The sequence below is a fragment of the Novosphingobium resinovorum genome, from assembly GCF_001742225.1.
Classification (GTDB): Bacteria; Pseudomonadota; Alphaproteobacteria; order Sphingomonadales; family Sphingomonadaceae; genus Novosphingobium; species Novosphingobium resinovorum_A.
Map to the genome: position 1 here is coordinate 1,055,821 of NZ_CP017075.1, position 16,434 is coordinate 1,072,254.

The following is a 16,434-nucleotide window of genomic DNA, read 5'->3' on the forward strand; positions in this document are numbered from 1 at the left end:
CCAGTGATCGGCCGGACCTTCGCCCAGATATCGCAGCGGCAGATTTGGCGGTGCTTCAGGTACCCGGGGTGATGTAGCCGATCGTTTCCTGGCGTGGATCATAGGACTCCGCCTTCCACCGCACGGAGCCGAAAGGGCGCTCGAGACGGCGGCGCACACGGCGGCCATTGTTACTACGGTTGAAGCCGTCTGCCTGGGCCTGAATAGCGTAATCGGCCTGGGTGTAGCGCCCGCGCATGCGCAGGTAGTCGCCCCAGGTCGGACAGTGGTATCGCTCTGTCCATAATGCCGGGTTCTCGATGTCGCGCGCGATGGTCCAGTCGAAGCCGCCGATGCGCTTGCGCACCCTCTGCATGGTCATCATGACCTCGTAGAATTCGCGGGCGAGTTCGGGATCGACGTCGTACTCGACCTCGACGACCAGCGGGCCGGAGCGCAGGGTGAGCGGCAGAGTGGCCGAAGGTTCGTGACCGATCTCGACCGAATCCATGTCGGCCTCGGGCTCCTCGCGGATCGGAAGGACCATGCCCAGCAGCGCCGTGGCAGCAACAGCGAGGCCCGACGCGACCAGCGCGAAGGCGACGTCATGGCGGGCGGCGACCACTCCCCAGCCCCATGCGCCGATGCCGATCCCGGCCGTGATCGCGGAGGAGAACAGCGAAAGTGCCCGCGCCGTGACCCAACGCGGCGCGGAAAGCTGGACCGTCACGTTGAGCATGGCGACGGTAAGGATGTTGCCCGCCCCGACGACGAGAAAGGCAAGGCAGGTCAGCACCAGCGAGTGACTGAACCCTATCGCGACGAGGGCAACTCCGCTGGCGATCGCGAACAGCCTTATCGCCCACTCGGTCGAGACCATCGCCCGAATTTGGCTCACGAACAGCGCTCCCCCCACTGCACCGACGCCTTGTGCGCCAAGCAGGATGCCGAAAGTCGCTGCATTGCCCTGGAGAAGATCCTTTGCAATCAGCGGCGCAAGCGCAGAGGCCGTCGCCGTCGACAGCCCGAAGCCGAGCACCCGCAGCAGCGCGGTACGCACCGCCGGAGCATGCAGCGCGTAGCGCGCACCGGTCAGGATCGCGCGGTCGATCCGCTCCGGCGGCAACCGGGAAGGCACGTGCCTGCGTCGCCAGAAGAAGAACGCAGTGAGCAGCGGCAGGTAGAGCAGCGAGGTCATGCCGAACACAACCTTCACACCGTAAATCACCACGATCACTCCGCCCAACGCAGGCCCGAAACTGCGCGCGACGTTGTAGCTGATCGTTCCCAGCGCCACCGCGGCAGGCAGATGTGTGCGCGAGACCTGCTCAGGGATGGAGGCCTGCCACGACGGCGAGAACAGCGCCACGCCTGCCCCGGTCAGTACGCAGAAAGCCAGTAGCAGCCAGGGCGTCGTCAGCCCAAGGAACGTCACTGCCGCCAGGATTGCCGCACTCACCGCACTGAACGTCAGGCCGGTCATGGCAATCCGGCGACGGTCGAACATGTCGGCGATGGCGCCTGCGGGCAGGGTCACCAGCATCAACGGGATCATCATCGCGGTCTGCACCAGGGCGACCATGCTGGGTGAATTGCTGAGCCGCGTCATCTCCCATTGCGCACCGACGCCGAGGAAGAGCTGGCCGAAGTTGGAGAAGAGACTGGCCGTCCAGATATTGCGGAACGTGCGTTCGCGAAGCGGTGCGAAGGCCCCGCCTGCCTCCTCTTCCTGCGCCGTCGCCATCGCTGCTGTCCCCTGTCGTTATATCTGTGCGCCGATCTTGAACGCACCGGCGCAAGCGTCAACCTGCCCATCGCGAAGACGATCCATTGACGCAAGCGAACACGATTCCGACATACTAACTATAGTCAGCAATCGCCGCGGCGATAGCGCCCGCACCCCAGATTGCCAAAGCCGCAAAGCGCCCGCATCACGCAGGAAACCGCGCTTTGCTGCGCGAAAGAAATACGAGGAGACCTGTCTTGACCGAGGCCTACATCATCGACGCCGTGCGCACCCCGCGCGGGCTCGGAAAGATGGGCAAGGGGGCGCTGTCGCAGATGCATCCCGAACATCTCTCGGCAACGGTTCTCGCTGCGCTGAAGGACCGCAATGATCTCGACACCGCCGACGTCGACGACGTGATCTGGGGCGTCTCGGCGGCAATGGGGCTGCAGGCCGGCGACATCGGACGCATGGCGGCGCTCGACGCAGGCTACGACGTGAAGGCAGGCGGCGTGACCCTCAACCGCTTCTGCGGATCGAGCCTCACCGCCACGAGCCTGTCGGCCGCTATGATCAAGTCGGGCATGGCGGACCTCATGGTCGCAGGCGGCATGGACATGCTCTCCTACGCTGGCATGTACGGCGCGAAGATGCGCGAGGCGGGCGTCGGCAGCGCCGGCATGGGTGCGGGCAATCCGCGCCTCCAGGCAAAGCACCCGCAATCCAATCAGGGCGTCTGCGCCGACGCCATCGCCGCTATGGAAGGCATCTCCCGCCAGGAACTCGAAGCGCTCGGCGTGGAGAGCCAGCGCCGCGCCGCGGTAGCCATCGCCGAGGGTCGCTTCGACAAGTCCACCATCGTCGTGAAGGACGATGAGGGCAACGTCATCCTGGACCACGAGGAGTATCCGCGCCCGGAAACCACCGCCGAAAGCCTTGCGCAGCTCAAGCCCGCCTTCGAGATGTTCCTGAACATGCCCTCGGCGTCCGGCGGCAAGACTTACGGCGAACTCATCAACCAGGTCTACCCGGACGTTGAGATCAAGCCGATCCATCACGTCGGCATCTCCTCGGGCGTCGTCGACGGCGCTTCGGCGATCCTGCTGGCCTCAAAGGACTACGCCGAGGCCCACGGGCTCAAGCCGCGCGCGCGCATCGTCGCCATGGCCGAGACGGGCGACTGCCCCACCCTCATGCTCAACGGCCCGGTGCCCGCAGCACGCAAGGTACTCGCCAAGGCGGGCCTCGGCGTGGAGGACATCGACGTCTTCGAAGTGAACGAGGCCTTCGCCGTGGTCGTCGAGAAGTTCATCCGCGACCTTGACCTCGACCGCGCCAAGGTCAATCCCAATGGCGGGTCGATGGCGCTCGGCCACCCGATCGGCGGCACCGGCGCCATGCTGATCGGCACCGCTCTCGATGAACTCGAGCGCACCGGCGGGCGTTATGGTCTTATCACGATGTGCGCGGCGGGCGGCATGGCCCCTGCCATGATCATCGAACGCGTCTGACGGCGCAGCACAAGGAGCATCTGGTGGCGACTGAAGCCGACGAAAAACCGGTGGGAACGATCAGCAACCCGTTCAACATGCGCGACGAGACCCCGACACGGCAGGTTGGCTTGCGCATGACCATCGTGGCGCGGCTGCAGCGCAATAATTTCGATCGCAAGGTGGCCGCCCTCAACGTGACCCGCTCGCAATGGGCGATGATCGCGATCGTCGCGCGCTATCCAGGGTCCACGCAGCGGACCGTCGCGGAATATCTCGAAATGTCGGAGGCTTCCGCCGGCCGCCTGATCGACCGCCTCTGTGCAGAGGGCTTGCTGGAGCGCCGCGACCGCCGCGACGATCGGCGAGCCCGCGCCGTCTACCTGACCGAGCAGGCTCGGCCTCTCCTCGACAAGCTGGGCGCCATCGCGACCGAAAGCGAACTCAAGATGTTCGCCGGCTTTTCCGAGGACGAGGTGAACACCCTTCTCGATTTCATGACGCGCATCTACGATAACGTCAGCCGGGGATAAGCGCTTTTGCCCACCCCTGCCCCTCCTGCAAGCAGTAGGGAATGAGAGCATCGTGTTTCGCCCTCCCGCATGCAGAAGGGCCGCGAGGCTTGGTGAGCTGCAGGCGAACTTAACCGCAGCGAGGTGGGCTTATCCTCCAACGCCACAAAAAAGAGGGCGACGCCACCAGGCGCCGCCCTCTTCTTCTTGAGAGTATCGGGAAAACTTACTTCGCGGCAGCAAGTTCCTTCTTCGACATGGAAGTCGTGACCTTGCCACTGTTGTCGCTGAGGCTCGAGGCCGGAACGGTCACGAGACGACCGTTGAGGATGACCTGCGGATTGCCCTCGGCAGTGACGCGATAGATGGGTGCAATGCGGTAGCCGTCGGCGGCATAGAGCATCTTGCCGGCGTTGAGCGATACGGCACCGGCAGCGGCTTCCTCGGTGGCTTCACGGACCTGGGTGGTCTCGGCGAAAGCGACGGCCGGGACCGAAGCGATGGCGGCGACAGCGACGAGCGTGGCGAACTTCTTCATGGCGTTTCTCCGAAAACTGCGAACCTGAACGGTCGGATTTATTCACTTACTAAGCTGGGTTAGTATTTTTTGAACACCCGGTCAATTGCGAAATTCGCATCTTTCAGAGCGCTTTCGGCAACATTATCGCCTCCGCGACATTCGCCTGCGCATTGCCCTCCCACAGGTCGAGAAACGATGGAAAAGCAGGCATCTGCAGGCATGATCGTCCGCACGATGGGCCACCCGGTTGATCCCTCATGCCTTTGCGCGCACACCGGACCGACAAGTGCAAACGGCAGAAAACCGGGCGCCACACAGAAGATCACGGGGATTGGCAGCAGATGTCTACAAAGGTCATGCAGGGCGTGCGCGTCCTCGAAGTGGCACAGTTCACCTTCACGCCTGCAGCGGGCGGCGTCCTCGCGGATTGGGGCGCCGACGTCATCAAGATCGAGCATCCCGTGCGCGGCGACACCCAGCGCGGCTTCCTCAACATGGGCGGCGTCACGCTCGACCCGCTTCGCCATACGTTGTTCGAGCACCCCAATCGCGGCAAGCGCAGCGTCGGCATCGACCTCTCCACGCCTGAAGGTCAGGAAGTGCTCTACGAACTGGCGAAGCAGTGCGACGTGTTCCTGACCAACTACCTTCCGCAGGTGCGCCAGAAGAACAAGTTCGATGTCGAGCATATCCGCGCGGTCAATCCCAACATCATCTACGCCCGCGGCTCGGCGCTGGGTAACAAGGGGCCTGAGCGCGAGGTAGGCGGCTTCGACGGCACCTGCTTCTGGTCACGCAGCGGCATAGCCTATTCGATGACCCCGGAGGAACTGCCCGGCCCGATCTCGCAGGGCATCCCGGCCTTTGGCGATTCCATCGGCGGCATGTTCATCGCGGGCGGAATCTCCGCCGCGCTGTTCCACCGCGAGAAGACCGGCGAGGCCGTCGAGCTCGACGTCTCGCTGCTGAGCGCCGCCGCCTGGGCATCGGGCGCGGTGATCGCGCAAGTCGCGGAGACCGGCGTGCTCACGCGCAATCCGATGCCGGGCTCGGGCGGCGCAGCGCGCAATCCGTTTATGGGCAACTATCAGACCAGCGATAACGGCACGATCAACCTCTGCACGATCTCGCCGACCGGTCACATCCGCAGCATGTTCGAGCATCTCGGCGTACCGGAAGCCGCCGACGACCCCCGCTTCTCCGAACCGCGCGCGCTTTTCGAGAATGCCGGGGCGGCTAGCGACATCCTGATGAAGGCGTTCGCTTCCCAACCCTTCGAATACTGGCGCCAGCACCTCAAGACCTTCTCCGGTCAGTGGGCGCCGATCCAGAGCTTCCACGAGTTGCTGACCGACGAGCAGGCGCTTGCCAACGACATGATCGTCGAAGTCGAGGGCGCCGACGGCGGCGCCCCGCTCAAGCTCGTGCGCGGCCCGGTCCAGTGGAACGGTGAGGCCGTGGAGACCACCCGGTCGCCGCAAGCCTCCGAGCACACCGAGATCGTCCTCATGGAAATGGGCGTCGAGTGGGACAAGATCGAGGAGTGGAAGGCCAAGGGCGCGATCGCCTGAACGCTTTTCGACCTGTACAGGCACTCAACCTTGCGGCGCCTTGAACGCTGCACGGAGGAGGGCGTAAGATGAAACCGTGCCGCCGGCGCACCAAGCGCCCGTCGAGACAAGACGCACACACGAGGACAAGGAACCCGAAATGAAGCCTGGAACCCGCCTGAAGAGCGCCGCCTGCGATACGGAGGTGATGGTGATCCGCGCCGCCGACGGGCAGATCGAATGCGGCGGCGCAGCGATGGGCGAGGCCAAGCCTGCCGATGCCGCCCCCCTCGCCGCCGACTTCTCGGCCGGTACGCTGATGGGCAAGCGCTACGTCGATACCGACGGCAACTACGAACTGCTTTGCGTGAAGCCCGGCAAGGGCTCGCTCTCTGTCGATGGGCAGGCGCTCGTCGTCAAGGACGCCAAGCCGCTTCCCGCCTCGGACTGACACTAAGATAGCTGGCACGCGCCCATGAACATTGCCCTCCTTCTCGAAATGGCGGCCGAGGCCGCGCCCGACCGCGTCGGCCTCGTCTGCGATGGCAAGCGCTGGACTTACGGCGACCTTCTCGCCGCAGCACGCGGCGCCTTCTCGATCATCCAGGACAGCGGCGCGGAATATGTCGCCCTCCTCGACGAGAGCAGCGAGGCGGCGGTGATCGCAGTGTTCGGTGCGGCGCTGGCCGGCGTACCGTACTGCCCGCTCAACTATCGCCTTCCCGACGCCGACCTCGCCGCATTGCTGGGCCGCATCGCCCCCGCCCTCGTCATCGGCGACGAGGAGCGCGTGACGCGCATCGCAGACGGACAGGGCCACACGATCTTTTCGCGCGAAGAATTCACCCTCAAGGCGCAGGAGACGGTCCCGGCGGACGACGCGCGCGAATACGATCCCGGTGAAGGCATCGCGATCCAGCTCTTCACCAGCGGCACCACGGCCGCGCCCAAGGCGGCGATCCTGCGCCACTCGAACCTGCTCGGCTATATTCTGGGCACGGTCGAATTCGCCAGTGCCGGCGAGGCCGATGCCGCGCTGGTGGTCGTGCCGCCCTATCATATCGCCGGCATCTCGGCGCTGCTGTCCTCGATCTATGCCCAGCGCAAGATCGTCATGCTGCCCGCCTTCTCGCCCGAAGGCTGGCTGGCGCTCGTCGAGGCGGAGGCGATCACAAATGCCTTCGTCGTGCCGACCATGCTGGCACGCATCGTCGACGCCATGGAGAGCGGCACCGCCGCCCGAACCGCATCGCTGCGTGCCATCGCCTATGGCGGCGGCAAGATGCCGCTCGAGGTCATACACAAGGCGCTTGAGCGTTTCCCGGCGGCGGGCTTCACAAATGCCTACGGCCTTACCGAAACCAGTTCCACCGTCGCCCTGCTCGGCCCCGACGACCATCGCGAGGCGCTGGCGTCCGATGATCCGAAGGTTCGCGCCCGCCTGACCTCGCTCGGAAAGCCGATCCCGACGGTCGAGATCGAGATCCGCGGTGAGAACGGTGAAGTCCTGCCTCTGGGTGAGCCCGGCGAAATCTACGTGCGCGGCGAGCAGGTTTCCGGCGAGTACAAGGAAAAGAGTGCGCTCGACGCGCAAGGCTGGTTCCCCACCCGAGACGCCGGCTACATGGACGAGGACGGCTACCTGTTCCTCTCCGGCCGCGCCGACGACGTGATCGTGCGCGGGGGTGAGAACATGTCGCCCGGCGAGATCGAGGACGTGCTACTCACCCATCCCGCCGTCGCCGACGCCTGCGCCTGTGCGATCCCTTCGGTCGAGTGGGGCGAGGCGGTCGGCGTCGCCGTCGTCACGCGCGATGGTTTCGATGCCCCTGAGGAGACCGAATTGAAGGACCTTGTCCGCTTGCGCCTGCGGTCCTCGCGCGTGCCGGAGAAGATCGCCTTCGTCGCGGAGCTTCCGTACAACGAAATGGGCAAGCTGCTGCGCCGCAAGGTCAAGGAAGTCCTTGCCGGCTGAGCACATCACGCAAGGCCCGGAGATCCCTCTGGCGCGGTGGGCCGACCGGCAGTTGCAGGCGATGGCCGAAGCCCATGGCCTGCCGCGCCTCGCTGGCGCTACCCTGATGGGAGAGCGCGCCGCCGGTGGCGGCTATATGATCAGCGGCACGACCTCAGCCGGGCTCGGCGGCAGTCGGCTGATGCCCACGCGGGACGGCAACTGGTTCGCGCTCACTTTGATCCGCGACGTGGACCGCGAACTGCTGCCCGCGCTTTTCGGTGACGACACGATCGACACGCGCGACTGGAACGCGATTGCTGCAGCCGTGCTGCGCCATGACGTCAGGGATCTCGTCGAGACCGGACGCACGCTGGGGCTACCCGTCGCTCGCATGGACGAGATCCCCGCCTTTCCCGCCCTCGAGGTAATGCTGCGCGGAGAAAACCGGAAAAGGGCAGCCCTGCACCAAGCGCTGGTCGTCGATCTTTCCGCGATATGGGCCGGGCCACTGGCGGGCCACCTGTTCTGGCAGGCAGGCATGGAAGTCGTGAAAGTCGAAAGCCTCACCCGGCCCGACCTGATCCGCCGCGACGATCCGGCGACCTTCGACCGGATCAACCAGGGCAAGGCGAGCATCCTTGTCGATTTCGCCGACGATGCACAGAAGGCCGCGCTCGTCGCGCTGATCCGGCGCGCGGACATCGTGATCGAATCCTCGCGGCCCCGCGCATTGCGCCACCTCGGCATCGACGCCGAGACACTGATCCGCCAAACGCCGGGGCTGGTCTGGCTGTCGATCACCGGGCACGGAGCAAGCGGGGAGGCCGCCGACTGGGTCGGCATCGGCAACGACTGCGGCGTCGCGGGCGGCCTCACCCGCGCGATGGCCGAAGCGGGGGGCGGCATCGGCTACGTGGCGGACGCCGTGGCCGATCCGCTCACCGGCATCGTCGCCGCACGCGAAGGGCTTGCCGCGTATGAAAGCGGCGTCGCGCAGCGCATCGGCCTGTCGATGAGCGCCATCTGCGCGATGGCGCTCGCCGAGGAACGCGCGCATAATCGCGCGATGATCGACGCCGAACTGCGCGGTTGGGGACAAGCTGTCGGCCATCTTTTCCCGATCGTGGGCACACGCCCCCTCAAGGCGGCCGTGCGCCCGATCGGAGCCGATACCGCGCGCTATCTCGGCGCGCTGGCGCCATGCTGATCCGCAAAGCAGAAATCTGGGGCCTGTCCCACGGTGACGTCAGGATCGAAGGGCAACGCATCGCCTCGATCGGAAACCTGTCCCCCCGCCCCCGAGAGCAGGTCATCGATGCGCGCGGCGGATTGCTGCTTCCGGGACTGCACGATCATCACATCCACCTCGCCGCGCTCGCCGCGCAGCAAGCCTCGGTGTCCTGTGGACCGCCCAGCGTTCTGAGCCCCGCTCAGTTGGCGCAGGCCCTTGAGATACCGGGCACCGGATGGCTGCGCGCCGTCGATTTTCACGAGAGCGTCCTTGGCGGCACCTTGCCCGATGCCAGGATGCTGGACCGCATGGTTCCGGATCGACCGGTGCGTATGCAGCATCGCACCGGGCGAATGTGGCTTCTCAATTCTCGCGCGCTGGAAGCACTGCTTGCCCTTGCCGATCCGCCACCGGGGCTTGAACGCGAAGCCGGGCGTTTCACCGGGCGCCTGTTCGACGAAGACGCGTGGCTCAGCCGCACGCTCGGCAGCACGCTCCCCGATTTCGCGGAAACCAGCAGCCAGCTTGCCCGCTTCGGCATCACCGGCGTGACGGACATGTCGCCGCGCAACGACGCTGTCGTGGCGCAGCATTTCGCACAGCAACGCGCTGAGGGGCGACTGCTCCAAGCACCGACGCTCGCCGGAAGTCTGGCACTGTCCGAGCAATTTCCACCGCACTGCACCCTTGGCCCGCTCAAGCTGCATCTCCACGAAAATGCCCTGCCCGACTTAGATGCGGCACTGAGCCTAATCCGGGCCGGGCGCGCACAAGGCCGTGCCCTGGCCGTGCACTGCGTCACCGAAGTTGAACTGGTGTTCACGCTCGCCCTGCTCGAAGCAGACGGGAGCGCGCCCGGCGACCGGATCGAGCATGTCTCCGTCGCCTCTCCCGATCTGGTGGCGCGCATGCATGGCCTCCGCCTGTCAGCGTGCGTCCAGCCCCACTTCATTGCCGAGCGCGGCGACCGCTATCTGGCCGACGTCGATCCCAGGCATCACGTCGATCTCTACCGGTTGCGCAGCCTGAAGGCGGCAGGCATGCCCCTCGCCGGCGGGAGCGATGCCCCTTACGGCTCTGCGGATCCGTGGAAATCCATGGCCGCCGCCATAAGCCGCCGCACGCCCGGCGGTGCGGTCATCGGACCGAACGAAGCGCTCACACCCGAAAACGCACTGGCGCTCTATCTCGCGGACCCGGCGGATTTTTCACGCCAGCGCCGGATCGCGATCGGTGCCACGGCCGACCTTTGCCTGCTCGACCGCCCCTGGGCCGAAGTTCAGGCCCGCTTCGACAAGAACGACGTGCGCCTCGTGATCGCGGGCGGAAAATTAATCCACCAGCGCATCGACAAGCCCCCATTCGAGCGCCTTCTTCGCGCTAAGGCGTCGGCCTGACAGCACCAGAAGCGCCGTGCGATGGCGCCCGATCCGGCGGGTCAGCGAGACGCAGCCTCCCGCGCCCGGAATGATCCCCATCGCCAGTTCCGGCAATTGAAACCATGATCGGCGCGTTGCCGTGACGCGCCCCGCGAAGGCGGCAAGTTCGAGTCCCGCCCCCACGCAGGCGCCATCGATCTCGGCGACGAAGCGGTCGGCGCACAGCACCGCCTGATTGGCGGGCAGCGTCCGGCGGCGGATCGCATGCGCCGTCGCCGGGTCCAGCGTCGTCCCGAACTCCCCGATGTCCGCACCGACGCTGAAGCAGCGCCCCTCCCCGCGCAGCGTGATCGAGGTAATCGTGGGATCGAGGTTCACCAGCGCAAAGGCTTCCGACAGGGCATCGCGCATCGATCGATCGATCGCATTGCCCGCTCCGGCACGATCGAGAGTCGCGATCACCGTATCCCCTTCCCGCACAAGACGGACGGCGCCTGGCCCGCGCTTTGCGTCCGGTGGTGCGCGCCGGGCCAGCCACGTGCGATGTTCGTTGCCACCCTGAAGCGCCGCATAAGCCAGCGACTCGGCAACAAGCCCATCCTTCAAACCCAGCGACGGCAGCAACCGCAGCAGTTGAACAAGCGTCGCCGCAGCGATCGGGCAAGCCTCTACGGCTTTCCGGATTTGAAAAGGATCGAAACCATCTTCGACAAAAGTATCCAACTTTTCGGCACCGCCCTCGTGGTGCGCCCCAATTCCCACCACCGGCCATGGCGGCGGATTTCGTCCGTCCGCCTCATTCGGTGCGCTATCGCCATCGATGAAAGAAATCGGCCCGCCCCAATCCGGCCCGCTCAAGGCAAACCTCGACCTAGAACCCGTCAGGTCGCCAATTCCGACACTTTTCATATGGTCCCTGAGTGATTCCCGGTGTTCTCGTACCGGCATGGACCGCTCCGGCGGCATTGACCATCCCTCCCGATCGCGGGCCTGTATCATCTCGTAGCCCGCAGCGTTTGGAAACAGGCTCGACCGACGGATTGCGCCATCTGCCACATGTTCGACATTCGTATACAAAAACTTCTATTGATGAACACCTCTGTTGATGCTAACCAAAGTCAGCAAAAAACGAGAATGACTCAGTTATCTCGGAAACGACTCGGGGATTGAGGCAGTACTCGGCGCTAACGATCGAGTTCATCAACCACGCAAGAGGGAAGGAGAGAGACCTCATGGCTGGCAAGGCAACGTCATCGAACAAGGCAAAGATCGCACGTCGCGTGATCGAGGTACTGGAGTACTTCGACGACGCGCACCGTGAAGCGACCGTCATGGACATCGTGCGTCGGTACAACCGGCCGCAGTCGAGCACCTCGGAGCTGCTTTCGAGCCTCGTCGAGCTGGGTCTGCTGCACAAGGACCCCTACTCGCGCGCCTACAGCCTTACCCCTCGCGCGGCGCTGATCGGCACTTCCGGTCAGCCGGAACTGGTGCGTGACGGCCGTATCGTGCGCCTGATGGACCGCCTTGTCGCGCAGACCGGCCTTTCGGTGGCGCTGCATTCGATGGTCGGCCTCGACGCGCAGATCGTGAACTGGCGCCATGGCCCTCGTGCCCCCGCCGCGACCCGCGAACTGGCCGGCGGCGTAAAGGAGCCTCTGGCGCGCAACGCACCGGGCTGGCTGATGCTGTCCACCGTCACCCGCCAGCGCTGCGAAGGCATGGTGCGCCGTCTCAACGCCGAGGCGGTCGAACAGGAAAAGTTCGCATTCTCGGAAATGATGGCTCGTATCGACGCCTGCCGCGATCCGCGCCACCTGTTCGGCCCGGCCGGTTTCGCCACCGGTGCCGATGCGCTGAGCGGCCTCGTCCCGCGTCAGCCGGAAGGCCATCCGCTGGTCGTCAGCATCGTCTACGGCAAGGATGACAAGGTGAACCCCGAGGCGCTGTTCCAGTGCCTGCGCGACGCTATGCGTGCCTGCCTGCCCGATCCGGCGGCGCAGCATGCACAAGCCAGCGTCGAGCAGTTCTCGCACGCCGCCTGACTTTCACATATCCCAACGGGAAAAGGCCTTGCGAGCACGTCTCGCGGGGCCTTTTCTTTTGCCGATGAGGCTTCAACAGGCTCAGCCTGGGCGGAATTCAAAGGGCATTAAACCAAGTCCGCTCACCCTGAGCTTGTCGAAGGGTCAGGCGCCGTGTCCGAAACGACGCCTCCCTTTTCTCAGACCTCCTGCCCGGCCATGCGGTTGAGGCGGTCGGCATCGTCGTGGCGCATGAACATCTTCATGATGTCGCCCGAGGTGACCGGACGCACTTCGCCTTCTGCCAGCGGCCGCTCGCCAAGCGAGGACTTGGGAGTGATGTCCACGCCTGCCGCTGCAGCTTTTGCCCGCAGCGCACCGACCGTCAGATCGGCCTTGGCGTGGTGCTTGAAGGGATCGAAACGGAACCAGCGCATCGCGTTGCCGTGCGTGATCTTGTCGATCTGCGCGTCGGTCAGGTGATTGATCGTCGGCCACAGGCGCTCCGGCACTTCGGGCCAGAGCGTGTCGGAATGCGGATAGTCGCACTCATAGGCGATGTTGTCCTCGCCGATGAAGCCGATGTTCTGCAATCCGAACGCATCGTCGATGAAGCAGTTCAGGAAGTGTCGCTTGAACATCTCGCTCGGCTTCAGGTCCTGGAAGCGCGAATGCGTCCAGTACTTGTGGCGCGAGTTGGAGAAGTCGGCCCGCTCGGTGAAATAGGGCACCCAGCCGATCGAGCCTTCCGACAACGCGATGCGCAGGTCCGGGTACTCGTGCAGCGCCTCAAGCTGCAGCCAGTCCGACGCGGCATAGGCGATCGTCATCGGCATCGTCGAGATCCACGCCTCGATCGGAGTCTCCATCGACGCATGCGGCGCAGGATTGCCGCCGCCGATGTGGATGCAGATCGTCATGTCGAGATCGGCGATAGCCTTGTAGAACGGCTTCCAGTACTCGTTGTGGATGCTCGGCAGGCCCTGGCAGGTCGGGTTCTCGCTGATCGACACGGTGTGGCAGCCCTTGGCGCTGACCCGCTTCAGTTCGGCGATCGTCGCGTCCATGTTCCAGGTCGGCAGGATAGCACAGGGGATGAAGCGCCCCGGATGCGCGCCGCACCATTCATCGATGTGCCAGTCGTTATAGGCGCTGACATGCTTCACCGCGAGGTCGCGGTCGGGCACCCGGTGCAGGCGGCCACCTGCGAAGTCGAAGACCGATCCGAAGTTGAGCGAGGCGGCAACGCCGTTGACGTCCATGTCCTTCACCCGCTCGTCCACCATGTAGACGCCGTCGCGTAACTGGTCGAGCGAGGTCGGCTCCATGCCGTATTCCTCGAAAGGCCGCCCGACCACGGCGTTGAGTGCGACCGAGGCGAAAGTCTGCCCCTGGTAGACCCATACATCCTTGCCGTTCTCGTCCTTCACCATCCTGGGCGCGGATTCGAGCAGATCGCCGGACAAGTGGTTCTGGAACATGTCGGGCGGTTCGCTGATGTGGTCATCGACGCTGATGATGACCATGTCGTTCATTTCCATCTCTCGTCTCCCGTGAGTGCGTGCGCCGGCGCTTCTTCCCGCTTGTCTTTTGCCGGTGAGACTATCGTGCTCGCGCCGCGCTAGCCACATGCACGCCAGAGCCATCGCTTGTGCGATTGCCGCTCCCACGCGGGGGCTTCGTCAAGCTCAGCCTGAGCGGAAACAACGCATACGCCCTTCCAATCGGCTCGGGCCTAGCTTGTCGAACCCCGCTCTTTACCGCCCGCCCCATCGTGCCTGCGATTGCCGCCGAGGCCGGATTGAACACCCTTCCAACCTGTGTTCAGGACGATGGTGAAGCAAAACGATAAGCTCCGGGAAAGCCTGCCATGAACTTCGATCTCACCGACGAACAGGAAATGATGCGCGATACCTTCGCGCGCTTTCTCGATGAGCATTCCAGCACGTCACGCGTCCGCAAGGCCCAGGAGACCGACGGCTTCGACGCCGCTCTGTGGAGCGGCCTCGCCGAACTCGGCGCCTTCGCGATGCGGGTGCCCGAGGATGCGGGCGGCATGGATCTAGGCCTGTTCGACACGGCGCTGCTGATGGAGGAGGCCGGGCGCACGCTCGTCTCCGGACCGCTGGCCGAGGCGCTGGTGGCGGTGCGCCTGCTCGGCCAACTCGGCGGACAGGACGAATTACTCGAGGCCGCGATCAGCGGTGAGGCCGTGGTGACCATCGCCATGCAAGATACTTCGCTGCAATCGAGGCAGTGGATTGCGGGCGGATCGGTGGCCAAGGCGATCATCGCGCGCCGTGGGTCGGATGTGGTGCTGGTCACCGGCGTCGATGGCAAAACCGAACCCAACCTCGCCACTACGCCCGTTGCACAGATGGACCTTGCCGCGGGCGAAGCGATCGTGCTCGGCTCCGGGGAAGATGCACTGGCGCTGTTCGCCGCAGCGCTGGAGGAGTGGAAGCTCTACATGGCGGTCGCGCTTTCCGGCATCGGGCGGCAGGCACTCCAGATGGCCGCTGCCTACGCGGGTGAGCGCAAGGCGTTCGGCCAGCTGATCGGCACATTCCAGGGCATCTCGCACCCTCTCGCCGACCTGCTGTGCGATGTCGATGGCGCCAAGTTCCTTGCCTGGAAGGCGATCCGGGACATCTACGACAATTCGGACGAAGCCGCCGCGACGATCTCGCTGGCCTACTGGTACGCCTGCGATGCTGCAGCACGGTCCGTTGCGCAGGGGTTGCACACCTTCGGCGGCTACGGGCTGTCGAACGAATACGACGTCCATCTCTACAACCTGCGCGCCAAGGCATGGCCGCTGGTCGCAGGTGACCCCGCGCTTGCTCTGGAAGAGGCCGGACGCCGCCTCTACGCAGGCGAGACGGTCGCCTTGCCCGCTTCGGGCGAAGTGCCGCTCGACTTCGACCTCGGAGACGAAGCCCGCCAGGTCTGCGCGGAAATCGCCGAACTGTTCGCCACCAAGGTCACGCCCGAACAGAAGGCGAAGTTCCACTATTCCTGGGAAGGCTACGTCCCCGAAGTCCACAAGATGCTGGCCGAGCACAGCCTGCTGTTCCCCGGCCTCCCCGAGCACCTGTCCGGTCGCAACATCACCCCTTATGCGCGCATCGCGGCGATGGGCGAAATGGAGCGGCAGGGCTACAACACCCCAGGCGCCAATGTCGCGGCCATGGTGGCGATGATGATCGACAAGTACGGCTCGGACGAACTCAAGGCCGAAGTGCTGCCCCGGATCGTCGGCGGTGACGTGCTGTGTTCGCTAGGCTATTCGGAGCCTTCGTGTGGCTCGGACGTCTTCGCCGCACAGTGCAAGGCAACGCAGCTCGAGGACGGCTCGTGGCGGATCGACGGCACCAAGATGTGGACCAGCGGCGCCAACCTTTCGAGCTACGTCCTGATGCTCACGCGCACCAACCCCGACGTCCCCAAGCACAAGGGCCTGACGATGTTCATCGTCCCCCTCAAGACCGAGGGCGTGACCGTGCAGGCCGTCCACACCTTCCAGGACGAGCGTACCAATATCACCTTCTACGACGGCGTGGTGATCCCCGATTCCTGGCGTCTGGGCGAGATTGATGGCGGCACCAGGACGATGAGCGCCGCGCTGGAACTGGAGCACGGCGGCGGCTTCTCCAAGGTCATGAAGGCCATGATCGAGGCCGCCGAGGAAGTGACGCGGGAACTGGGCATCGACGGCGAAGTGCGCACCCAGTGCCGTCTGGCGCGCGCCGTCGCGCACTTGTGGGTCTCGGACATGCTGACGTACCGCGCGCAGTGGTCCAGCATCGAAAAGAAGCCCAATCACGCCTTCGGGCCGATGGCGAAGATGTACTCCTCCGAGAAGTTCCTCAGCGACAGCCGCGACCTCCTGGACCTGACAGCGCCGCTCTCGCTCTCGAAACGCGAGGGGGCAGTCGCGCTGCTCAACCAGTGCTATCGCCATGCGGCGGGCTCGACGATCTATGGCGGCTCCAGCGAAGTGCATCGCTCCATGGTCGCCGAACGCGGGCTTGGTCTGCCGCGTACCCGGGGATGAGGAGACCAC

General features: G+C 65.0%; 13 protein-coding genes. 9 read left to right on the forward strand and 4 right to left on the reverse strand.

Annotated features, from left to right (window positions below; translation table 11 throughout):
* Positions 1-55: 55 nt before the first annotated feature.
* On the reverse strand, positions 56-1,723 hold the full coding sequence (locus BES08_RS04835; protein ID WP_008833356.1) for an MFS transporter: 1,668 nt from the start codon (positions 1,721-1,723) through the stop codon (positions 56-58).
* Positions 1,724-1,962: 239 nt separating this feature from the next.
* Between BES08_RS04835 and BES08_RS04840 the strand changes: the two genes are divergently transcribed.
* Positions 1,963-3,216 (forward strand): acetyl-CoA C-acetyltransferase, encoded by a 1,254-nt coding sequence (locus BES08_RS04840; RefSeq protein ID WP_008833357.1) that lies wholly within the window; start codon positions 1,963-1,965, stop codon positions 3,214-3,216.
* A 23-nt stretch (positions 3,217-3,239) separates the two neighbouring features.
* Complete coding sequence (locus tag BES08_RS04845; RefSeq protein ID WP_008833358.1) at positions 3,240-3,728, forward strand: MarR family winged helix-turn-helix transcriptional regulator; 489 nt, start codon at positions 3,240-3,242, stop codon at positions 3,726-3,728.
* 205 nt (positions 3,729-3,933) lie between these two features.
* On the opposite strand, the gene BES08_RS04850 is transcribed toward BES08_RS04845, so the two are convergent.
* Positions 3,934-4,245, reverse strand: coding sequence for a hypothetical protein (locus BES08_RS04850; RefSeq protein ID WP_008833359.1), 312 nt, complete (start codon positions 4,243-4,245; stop codon positions 3,934-3,936).
* 323 nt (positions 4,246-4,568) lie between these two features.
* On the opposite strand from BES08_RS04850, the gene BES08_RS04855 reads away from it, so the two are divergent.
* The 5 genes from BES08_RS04855 (at position 4,569) to BES08_RS04875 (ending at position 10,362) form a co-directional block, all read left to right on the forward strand.
* Positions 4,569-5,798 (forward strand): CaiB/BaiF CoA transferase family protein, encoded by a 1,230-nt coding sequence (locus BES08_RS04855; protein WP_197524422.1) that lies wholly within the window; start codon positions 4,569-4,571, stop codon positions 5,796-5,798.
* A gap of 139 nt (positions 5,799-5,937) precedes the next feature.
* Positions 5,938-6,228 carry a hypothetical protein gene (locus BES08_RS04860; RefSeq protein WP_008833361.1) on the forward strand — a complete coding sequence of 97 codons (291 nt, stop codon included), beginning with the start codon at positions 5,938-5,940 and terminating at the stop codon, positions 6,226-6,228.
* A 24-nt stretch (positions 6,229-6,252) separates the two neighbouring features.
* Positions 6,253-7,752 carry a class I adenylate-forming enzyme family protein gene (locus BES08_RS04865; RefSeq protein WP_036524525.1) on the forward strand — a complete coding sequence of 500 codons (1,500 nt, stop codon included), beginning with the start codon at positions 6,253-6,255 and terminating at the stop codon, positions 7,750-7,752.
* A complete protein-coding gene (locus tag BES08_RS04870) occupies positions 7,742-8,941 on the forward strand; it encodes a CoA transferase (RefSeq protein ID WP_008833363.1) in 1,200 nt (399 codons plus the stop codon). The genes BES08_RS04865 and BES08_RS04870 overlap by 11 nt, the downstream gene beginning before the upstream one ends.
* Complete coding sequence (locus BES08_RS04875; RefSeq protein ID WP_008833364.1) at positions 8,935-10,362, forward strand: amidohydrolase family protein; 1,428 nt, start codon at positions 8,935-8,937, stop codon at positions 10,360-10,362. The genes BES08_RS04870 and BES08_RS04875 overlap by 7 nt, the downstream gene beginning before the upstream one ends.
* Here the strand turns inward: BES08_RS04875 and BES08_RS04880 are convergent.
* Complete coding sequence (locus BES08_RS04880; protein ID WP_231958171.1) at positions 10,297-11,421, reverse strand: enoyl-CoA hydratase/isomerase family protein; 1,125 nt, start codon at positions 11,419-11,421, stop codon at positions 10,297-10,299. The two genes, BES08_RS04875 and BES08_RS04880, sit on opposite strands and share 66 nt — an antisense overlap.
* Positions 11,422-11,576: 155 nt before the next feature.
* Between BES08_RS04880 and BES08_RS04885 the strand changes: the two genes are divergently transcribed.
* Positions 11,577-12,389 carry a helix-turn-helix domain-containing protein gene (locus BES08_RS04885; RefSeq protein WP_008833366.1) on the forward strand — a complete coding sequence of 271 codons (813 nt, stop codon included), beginning with the start codon at positions 11,577-11,579 and terminating at the stop codon, positions 12,387-12,389.
* 179 nt (positions 12,390-12,568) lie between these two features.
* Here BES08_RS04885 and BES08_RS04890 read toward each other — a convergent pair whose 3' ends face one another.
* Positions 12,569-13,909 (reverse strand): amidohydrolase family protein, encoded by a 1,341-nt coding sequence (locus BES08_RS04890; protein ID WP_008833367.1) that lies wholly within the window; start codon positions 13,907-13,909, stop codon positions 12,569-12,571.
* Between the two features lie 329 nt (positions 13,910-14,238).
* Here BES08_RS04890 and BES08_RS04895 point away from each other — a divergent pair, with 329 nt between their 5' ends.
* The gene (locus BES08_RS04895) at positions 14,239-16,425 is read left to right on the forward strand and encodes an acyl-CoA dehydrogenase family protein (RefSeq protein WP_008833368.1); all 2,187 of its coding nucleotides are present in this window, start codon (positions 14,239-14,241) and stop codon (positions 16,423-16,425) included.
* The last annotated feature ends 9 nt before the right edge of the window (positions 16,426-16,434 follow it).